This is a genomic window from Chromobacterium sp. ATCC 53434 (genome assembly GCF_002848345.1).
Taxonomy (GTDB): domain Bacteria; phylum Pseudomonadota; class Gammaproteobacteria; order Burkholderiales; family Chromobacteriaceae; genus Chromobacterium.
Map to the genome: position 1 here is coordinate 329,032 of NZ_CP025429.1, position 9,011 is coordinate 338,042.

Below are 9,011 nucleotides of genomic sequence, written 5' to 3' on the forward strand. Positions count from 1 at the left end.
GGCGGCTAATCTACAAGAGATAGCGTCATGCGGGAAAATGATTCATTTTTATGCACTCATTCATGCGGCGAATACCGGGGCCGCATCATGCCGTGCGCCGCATCATCGGATTCGATGAGCTTGCGCATCAAGTCGCGCAGCCAGTGCAGCGCAGGATTGCTATCCTGTACTGGGTGCCAGATGCAGTTGAGATGGTAGCCCGGCAACTCTTCCGGCAACGCAACCATCTTCAACGGCCAGTAGCCCGCCATCATCGCCGCTACTTTCTTGGGCAGGATAAACAAATGATCGGTGTTGCTGACGATGGCGGCTGCGGCCATATAGCTTTGGCTGTGCACTGAAATCTTGCGCTGCAAGTTGCGCTCGGCAAGAAAATCATCCATTGGCGACCCCCGATTGCCCAGCGGCGCGTGGAAGACATGCGGCAAGGCGATCAGATCCGATAGTGTCAGGCTATCGCTCTGGAGCGGGTGGTCATGGCGCAAGATGCCGATCAGCGGCTCGTTCAACCAGGTTTCCCGGCACAGATAGCTGGGGATGGACATGTATTCGTCAAAACCCAGCAGGAAGTCGATTTCACCGTCGGCAAGCGCCAGTTCCGGAATGTCTTCCCGCAGGATGGTGATGTCGATATGAACGTTAGGCGCTTCCTGCGCCAGTTTTTTCACCAGAGGCGGAATCAGCACGCACTCTACATAATCCGTGGTGCACAGGGTGAAGCGGCGCACCGATGTCGCCGGGTCAAAGGCCTCCGGCTGGCTGAAATGGCTTTGCAGCAGACTAAGCGCCTGATGGACGCCCTGTTGCAGGTAGAGCGCTTTTTGCGTCGGCAGCATGCCATGCGGCGAGCGCACCAGTAGCGGGTCGTCGAAGAATGTCCGCAAGCGATTGAGCGAGTGGCTCATCGCAGGCTGGCTGACAAACAGTTTCTCTGCCGCCCGCGTGACGCTGCGCAAGCTGATCAAGGCATCCAGCGCCAGCAGCAGGTTCAGATCCAGTTGATGCAGTTTCACACCATTCACCGTATTTATGAAAGTATTCGTATTGTTCATTTGCTGAATAGTTTGGCTCTCCATAGACTGCGTCTGTCAATCACTTCGTCGTTCATCGCAGAGGAAATCTGCAGTTCGAGAAGGCTGATCCGCCCGGCGAATGTGCATTGGTCGAGCCTCCGCATCGCGCAAATCGGGAGACGCGCCGAGTCTGTCATCCGCAAATGCGCGATCTATTGAATACTTCTGATGGCATTTATCAAGTCGATGGTGATCAAAATGAACATTAAAACGCACAATAGCCTACCTGCCGCCGACGGTTTTCACATGCCGGCCGAGTGGGCTGAGCATCAGGCGGTATGGATGATCTGGCCGCAGCGCCCGGATAACTGGCGCCATGCCGGACGCGAGGCGCAACAGGCCTTTGCTGCCATCGCCAAAGCCATTTCGGCGACCACGCCTGTGTTCATGGCCGTGCCGGAACCGTTCATGTCGCAGGCGCGCGCAGTCATGCCGTCCGAAGTCACCCTGGTCGCAATGAATAGCGATGACTGCTGGATGCGCGACAGCGGCCCGACCATGGTGATCGATCAGGCGGGCCATCTGCGTGGCGTGGACTGGAAGTTCAATGCCTGGGGCGGCTTCAATGGCGGGCTGTACCATCCCTGGGATCAGGATAGTGAAGTGGCGAGCCAGGTGTTGGCCCGGCATGGCTTTGATCGCTACGCAGCCCCGCTGGTGCTGGAAGGCGGCTCGATTCATGTAGATGGTGAAGGTACGCTGCTAACCACCGCAGAATGTCTGCTCAATCCCAATCGCAATCCGGATTTGTCCAAAGCCCAGATCGAGGCCTTGCTTGCCGAGCATCTGGATGTGACACACTTCATCTGGCTGCCGGAAGGCGTGTTCATGGATGAAACCGACGGTCACATCGACAATATGTGCTGCTTTGCCCGTCCTGGCGAGGTTGTGCTGCACTGGGTCGATGATGAACAGGATCCGCAGTATCCACGTTCGCAGGCCGCCTACGAAGTGCTGTCCAAAGCGCGCGACGCCAAGGGTCGCCAGCTCAAGATCCACAAGATGCTGGCCCCGGGTCCCTTGTTCTATCAGCAGGATGAAACGGCTGGTGTGGTGGATAGCGGGCAGGCGGTGCCGCGTGAGGTTGGCGAGCGCATGGCCGCTTCTTATGTCAATTTCCTGATCAGCAACGGACAGATTATTTTCCCGCTGCTGGATGAGCGTACCGATGCCGCGGCAGCCAGCCGCTTGCAGGAGATCTTCCCGGAGTACCGGATTGTCGGCGTCCCGGCACGTGAGGTACTACTGGGTGGCGGCAATATTCACTGCATCACCCAGCAGATCCCGGCAGGAAAGGCTAGCTGAGGCGCTATCGTACACGGCGGGTGAATGCCCGCCGTTTCTGTCTGCCATGCGCCAAGCGGGTGCAGAATTTTGTGCGCGGCCAGCTTATGGTTCCGGTCCCAAGCGTCAGTCGGCCATTTGGCCGACTGACGCTTCCCGTTTCGCGTTTCTGTCCTTGCTTATCTCAAGGTCAGGTCTGCTTATCACTTTCTGGTTTTTTGGCCGGCCGCCAGGCAATTGGCGCGGGGCGTCACACGGGATCGGACCCTGCGCGACGCAACAAGGTCGATGACGTGGAATGCGTGGCGGCTGCCGGTGTCCGATACCCGTCAAGAATTTGCCCGATGACGGAGGACGGGTGCTGGCCGCGAGACAAAATACCGCCTGTGCGCGAGTTCGCCAGAGCATATTGCTCGTCTTGCATGAGAATCTTGTGCGCCGCATGCAGGTTCCAGTAGGGAATGGCGGCGAGCAGGTGATGCGTGAGGTGGAGATTGTCACCGTGCATGCCTATGAATAGGCGCTCCCACCAGGATGGAAAACGATTGCGTGTCATCCGCAGCTCGTTGGATTCCTTGCCAAACAGCCCAAAGTGCTCGGACACCTCCGACAGCCAGCCTATGATTTGAAACGACGTTAAATAAGGTAGCAACCAGAATAACAGGTAGCCGGTGGGGCCGGTCGCAGCATAGAGAATCATAAACAGGCATGCGTGTACGGTCAGCAGCTGGATGGCGCCGACGGGCGAGCGAAAAAGCGAAGCGATGCGATGGCGAATCAGATAGTTGAGGTATTCAAATACCTTCAACAGAGCCAGCGTTCTAAGGAAATGCCTGAAAAAGAATTCGAAGCGGTCCTCTGTGCCTTGTAAGCCCGATTCGATATAGTAGATGTAATCCGGATCGCGATTTGGGTCGCCGAGAAAGCGGTGATGCATCTGTACATGCGAATGGCGATACGAATCGAAATCTTGAAACACCGGCAGGCCGGTCAGATATTGGCCGATGAAACGGCTCAGGCGGTGATTCCGAGTAAGGGTCAGATGGGAGGCGTCGTGCAGCAGCGACGCAAGCGCGCGTTGGCGTGAGCCGATTAGCAAGATCGTCAGCGGGTATGCATAAGGAGTCAGTTGAGATAATCCAATCGCGGCGGCGATCACCGCGATGTCGCTACCCCAAGATAGTACCCAGCGCCAGTTGTTTCTCGTATATAGATGCGCGAGGTCGGCCTTGATCTCGTCACAGATTCGGAATTTGCTCAGCAGCCCCAACGATTGATCCCGCATCATAACTTCCTTGCCTATTTTGATGTGCGGAACAAGGTAGCGGAATCAGCACTCATTATCATCTGTAGGATTTGACAGTTAAATCCTACAGTCAAATTTCGCAGCTTGTTCCGGCATTCCCTCCATGTTCTTATTTCTTTGCAATTCGAAATTTTCCATGCACTTGCGCATTGAATACAGCTGGCGCGATTTCGTCAGCCACAGCGAAGAAAGGGATGTTTGTGAGCTATTAATCCGGCAGTAATAATCCGTACAGATTGTATACTTCCGGCATGGAAAAAATCGATGTGCGCAAGCTTGAACTGGCCGCCCGTGAGCAGCTGAGGCGTACCGCTATCCGGATGTACAAGCGAGGCCGGTCTCAAGCCAGTATTGCCGAAGAACTCGGGCTGCGCCGCCCCACCATTTCCGCCTGGGTGGTGCGTGAGGCAGCACTAGGTGCGCAGGGATTCAAAGAACAGAAGCGCGGTCGCGCCGAAGGCACCGGCCGTCGGCTGACCGAGGCGCAGGAAGCCCGGATCAAGCAGGACATCGTGGATCGCACGCCAGACCAGATGAAGCTGAGGTTTGCCCTGTGGAGTGCTCAGGCGGTCAAGGCTGTAATCAAGCAGATGTTTCTGATCGATCTGCCGATCCGTACTGTCCGTCTGTACTTGGCCCGCTGGGGCTTTACGCCGCAGCGCCCGCTCAAACGCGCTTATGAGCAGCGACCGGCAGCAGTCGAGAAATGGCTCAAGGAGGAATACCCGGCTATCGTCGCGCGTGCCAAAGCGGAAATGGCTGAAATCAGCTGGGGCGACGAATCGGCGGTGTCGAGTGTTGAGCACTTTCCGCGTGGCTACGCCCCAAAAGGCCAAACCCCAGTTCTGGTGTTATCCCAATCGAAAAGAGCGCGCATCAACTTGATTTCGGCCATTACCAACCAAGGCAAGATGCGCTTCATGCTGTACCGGGAGACCTTGACGGCCCGGGTGCTGATCAAGTTTCTGATGCGGCTGATCCGTGATGCTGGCGGCAAGAAGGTGTTCTTGATCCTCGACAACTTGCGCGTGCATCACAGCAAGCTGGTGCAAGCATGGTTGGAGGAGGAAGAGAACAAGAAGGCGATTGAGTTGTTCTTCCTGCCCAGCTACTCACCGGAACTGAACCCGGATGAATACTTGAACGGCGACCTGAAGGCCAGAATGAGCGCAGGTGAGCCGGTTCGATCAGACGGTCAACTTCAAGGGAAAGTGCTGTCCCATTTACGCTCATTGCAGAAGCAGCCGGCCAGAATCCGGTCGTACTTCCGGCATGAAAAAATCCGCTACGCGGCATGAGCTTTCTGTACGGTATTTGACTGCCGGATTAATATCTTGTTGATGAGGTTGCCGATGCTTTTGATCAATTGAGCGATGCCGCGGGGCGAATATACCCGATAGGCACGGAGGCGAGGCTGTCCATGTCGCAAGAGCAGGCATGGTTTTTGGAAATGCTTGTGCCGGATAGCATCGCATACAATTTTCAAGCGGTGTTGAATCTGCGCGGGGAGCTTGATGTCGGCGCGCTGGAGCGCGCGCTGGGGCAACTGGTGCAAAGGCATCAGAGCCTTTCAACCGTATTTTTCGAGCGCGATGGCGAGCCGGTGCAGCGGATCGAGGGCGCCTGGCCGGTGACGCTTCCGATTGTCGATCTGTCTCGAATGGCGGGCGCGACGCGCGATGCGTACATCGGTTCGCTGATCCAAATGGAAACCGCGCAGAAGATCGACGTCGGCGTGTTGCCCTTGCTTCGCTGGGTGCTGTTCAAGCGCGGCGAGCGCGATCATGCCTTGCTGCATATCGAGCATCATCTCATTCACGACGGCTGGTCATTCCGGCTGTTCTTGCGCGAGCTGAGCCACTTCTACAATGCCGAGCGCGGCCGCGCGGACCTCGCGCAGCTGGAGCCGGCGATCCAGTTTGTCGATTACTGCAATTTCGAGCACGAATGGCTTGATTCGACGGCCGGCCGGGATGGCCGCGCCTATTGGCGTCAACGTCTTGAAACGTGGCAGCCGTTCGGCCATTCGCCGTTCCCGCAAGTCCATGCGCGAGTGGAGGATCTCAACTTTGTCGGCAAATCGGTTTCGGTGCCGTTTCCGGGCGAGTTGGCCGCGCGCTTGATGAAGTACGCATCCCGGCAAAAGGCGACGCTGTTCGAGACGATGTTCTCGGTGTTCGCGTCGGTTGTCGCCGCGCGCTCGGGCAATACGCGTCAAATCGTCGGCACGGCGGTTGCGAACCGCGACATCCATGGCATTCAAAACACGATAGGCATGCTCGTCAACATGCTGCCGGTGTGCGTGGAGTTGTCGGCCGACACGCGTTGGCCGGCGCTGCTCGACCGCGTGAAAGAAGAGATCCGCGCCGCTTGCGCGCACTCGCATGTTCCGTTCTCGAGCATGGTCGCAGACCTGCAGCCGGAACGCGTGGCGAACTTGCTGCCGTATATCCAGGTGGGCTTCAGCTTCCATAACTCGATGACGCGCCAGCTGGATTTCGACGGCCTGGATGTCGATATCGTCGAAGGTCTGAGCAATGGATCGGCGAAATTCGATCTGAACGTGATTGTCGTGTTCGAAGACGAGACACACCCGGAGGCCGGTGGGCGCTTCCTGCTCGAATACTCCACGTCGGCGACCGACGAGGCCGATGTGGTGGCCTTGATGAACGAGTTCTTCGTCCGCGTGAACGCGTGGCTGGATGATCCCGAGCGCAGGCTTGCCGAGCTGTCGGGCGGAGACGTCCCGGCGCTTGCCGCGGGTTTGGCGCCGGAGGCCGCCTTCTGGGCGGCGCAACTGGAGGCGGAGGCGGGCGAGCTGTTTTCGGATGTGGAAGCCGCGCCGGCCGACGCCGCTTGGCGTTCCGAGCGACTGGAGCTGGCGCTCGCCAGCGAGTCTGTCGAATGCTTGCGCGCCGCCTGCGAGGCCGCGGGCATTGAGCCGTCCGCCGCCTGGCTGGCGTTGCACGCGGCGGCGGTCGCCCGTTTTTCCGGCAGCCTCGACGTGATGGTGGGGCTGGCATCGGACATCGACGGGCGCGCGCTTCCTGCGCCGCTGCCGGTCGCGCTGCGCATCGATCCGGCGGCTTCGTTCGCCGATGTGTTCCGTGTGGTTCAGCAAGCGTGGCGGCAGGCGCATGAGCGCTATGCGCGCGCGCCGGGCGCGCTTGACGCCGCGCTTGGCGCATGGCGAGGCGAGGCGGGCGCGGCTGAGGCCCCGCGGCTGCAATCGATGTTTTCCGTCTCGCAGGCGGCGGATGGCTCGCCATCGGATAACCATGCGAATCTGGACGCGTCGCTGCGCATTTCCGACGAGGGCGCCGTGTTGAGCGTCGGCCATGCCGACAGGTTCTTGTCCGCGCGCGCCGCCGAGCTGTACGCGCAGGCGGTCTCGCGGCTGGCCGAAGCGGCGGCGGTATCGTTGGACGCGACGGTCGGCATGGCCGGCGCGCCGCGCGACGCCGCCGTGCTGCGCGCGTTGGCGGAGGGCGCGCGGCCGGCCTATAGCCAGGCGACGCTGCATCAAATCTTCGAGGGCTGGGCGATCGAACAGCCGGATGCCGTCGCGGTGCGTTGCGGCGGCACGGCCTGGACCTATGAAGAACTCGATGCGAAGGGCAATGAGATCGCCGCGTTGTTGCTGGCGGGGGGAATGCGTCCCCGCGAAACGGTGGGTGTTTGCATGGCGCGCTCGGCCTCGCTGGTGGGCGCCCTGCTAGGCATCTTGAAGGCCGGCGGTTGTTACCTGTCGCTGGATGCGGCCTTGCCCGAGGCTCGCCGTGACTGGCTGTTGAGCGAAGCGGGCGTGACCCATGTGCTGGTTGACGCCGACGCGCCGGCGTTTGCCGCCGGCGTCGCGACGCATCGCGTCGACGGCGCGCCGCTCGCGTCCTTCATCGGCATGCGCCAGCCGAACCGGCCGGGCATCGATGCGGATGCGCCTTGCTATTACATGTTCACGTCGGGTTCGACCGGCGAGCCGAAGGCGACGTCGAGCAGTCATCGAGCGGTGGTGAATCTGCTGACGGGCAGCGATAGCGTGAGGATAGGCCGGGACGACCGCGTGCTGATGTTCGCGCCGCTCGCCTTCGACGCGTCCACATTCGAAATCTGGGGTCCGCTGCTGAATGGCGCGCAGCTCGTCGTGCAGCCCGGCGCGCATGCCAGCCTGGAGGAGCTGGCCGACACGCTGGCGTCGCAGCGGGTGAGCGTGCTCTGGCTCACCTCTGCCTTGTTCCAGGAAATGGTTGCGCAGCATCCGGAGGTGTTCGTCCAGGTCGGGCGCGTGCTGACCGGCGGCGACGTGGTGTCGCCGGATGCGATGCGCGGTTTCTTCGCGGCGGGCGGCCGCGCGCTGACGGTGTGCTACGGCCCGACCGAGGGGACGGTCTTCACCACGGCCTACACCCTCGACGCGCCGGAGCAAGTCGGAACGCGCGCGCTGATCGGCCGGCCGCTAGCGCATCGCGATCTGTATGTGATCGACGTGTTCGGCAACCTTGCGACGGAGGGCGTGCCCGGCGAGTTGTACGTCGGCGGCGGCGTGACGGACGGGTATCTGAAGCGGCCGGAGTTGAGCGCCGAGCGTTTCGCGCCTGTCGCGAACGTGACCGATCAGGTGTTGTTCCGTTCCGGCGATATCGGGCGCTGGACGGCCGACGGCGGCGTGGAGTTTCTCGGTCGGCGCGACAAGCAGATCAAGATCCGCGGTTTCCGCATCGAGGCCGGCGAGATCGAACAGGCGATCCAGGCGCAGGATGGCGTGGCGCAGGGCGCGGTGGTGTTGGTCGGCGAGGAGGCGGACAAGCGGCTGGTCGCCTTCGTCACCGCCAGGCGCGGGGCGACGCCGTCCGGCGGCGCCATCCGCGACGCCTTGAGGTCGATCTTGCCCGACTATATGGTGCCCGCCAGCATTCATGTGATCGAGCAGTTGCCGACGACGCCGAGCGGCAAGCTGAACAAGCGCGCGTTGCTGGCGCTCGCCGCCCATCCGGAGGAGGCCGCGTCGGCGCAGCCGTCGGACGAGGAGGTGGGCGAACTGGAAGGCCCGGTCGCCACGGTATGGGCCGAGGTGCTCAAACTCGCTTCGATAGAGCGCCATCAGGACTTCTTCGCGATCGGCGGCCATTCGCTGGCCGGCATGCGGATTCTGTCGCGCTTGAGCAAGATGCTCGGCCGTCGCCTGCCGCTTGACATGCTGTTCCGATATCCGACCGTCGCGTCCTTCGCCAAGGCGATCTCAAACGGCGCGGCGCCTGCGCCTCGTTGATTCAAGCTCCCGCGCGGACAGTCCAGTGGGCTGTCCGCGCGGCGAGGATTCTTACCCCCGAAAAAGCATGACGGCCGGC

5 protein-coding genes are annotated in these 9,011 nt (G+C 60.7%); 3 read left to right on the plus strand and 2 right to left on the minus strand.

All coding sequences use genetic code 11. From position 1 onward, the window contains the following. Window positions 1-56: 56 nt before the first annotated feature. The gene (locus CXB49_RS01520; protein WP_199406760.1) at window positions 57-1,076 is read right to left on the minus strand and encodes a LysR family transcriptional regulator; all 1,020 of its coding nucleotides are present in this window, start codon (window positions 1,074-1,076) and stop codon (window positions 57-59) included. A gap of 165 nt (window positions 1,077-1,241) precedes the next feature. Here CXB49_RS01520 and aguA point away from each other — a divergent pair, with 165 nt between their 5' ends. Beyond that, window positions 1,242-2,378, plus strand: coding sequence for an agmatine deiminase (gene aguA / locus CXB49_RS01525; RefSeq protein WP_233492908.1), 1,137 nt, complete (start codon window positions 1,242-1,244; stop codon window positions 2,376-2,378). Between the two features lie 229 nt (window positions 2,379-2,607). Here aguA and gntB read toward each other — a convergent pair whose 3' ends face one another. After that, on the minus strand, window positions 2,608-3,642 hold the full coding sequence (gene gntB, locus CXB49_RS01530) for a guanitoxin biosynthesis L-arginine gamma (S) hydroxylase (protein WP_101710562.1): 1,035 nt from the start codon (window positions 3,640-3,642) through the stop codon (window positions 2,608-2,610). 272 nt (window positions 3,643-3,914) lie between these two features. Here gntB and CXB49_RS01535 point away from each other — a divergent pair, with 272 nt between their 5' ends. Together CXB49_RS01535 and CXB49_RS01540 are read left to right on the plus strand one after the other, a co-directional pair. Continuing rightward, window positions 3,915-4,961 (plus strand): IS630 family transposase, encoded by a 1,047-nt coding sequence (locus tag CXB49_RS01535; protein WP_101706528.1) that lies wholly within the window; start codon window positions 3,915-3,917, stop codon window positions 4,959-4,961. A 68-nt stretch (window positions 4,962-5,029) separates the two neighbouring features. Further along, the gene (locus CXB49_RS01540; RefSeq protein WP_255409585.1) at window positions 5,030-8,932 is read left to right on the plus strand and encodes an amino acid adenylation domain-containing protein; all 3,903 of its coding nucleotides are present in this window, start codon (window positions 5,030-5,032) and stop codon (window positions 8,930-8,932) included. Window positions 8,933-9,011 lie beyond the last annotated feature (79 nt).

Bases quoted from the DNA above. Each gene is read 5' to 3' on its own strand.
- CXB49_RS01520 (WP_199406760.1), bottom strand. From the start codon at position 1,076: ATGGAGAGCCAAACTATTCAGCAAATGAACAATACGAATACTTTCATA.
- aguA (WP_233492908.1), top strand. From the start codon at position 1,242: ATGGCATTTATCAAGTCGATGGTGATCAAAATGAACATTAAAACGCAC.
- gntB (WP_101710562.1), bottom strand. From the start codon at position 3,642: ATGCGGGATCAATCGTTGGGGCTGCTGAGCAAATTCCGAATCTGTGAC.
- CXB49_RS01535 (WP_101706528.1), top strand. From the start codon at position 3,915: ATGGAAAAAATCGATGTGCGCAAGCTTGAACTGGCCGCCCGTGAGCAG.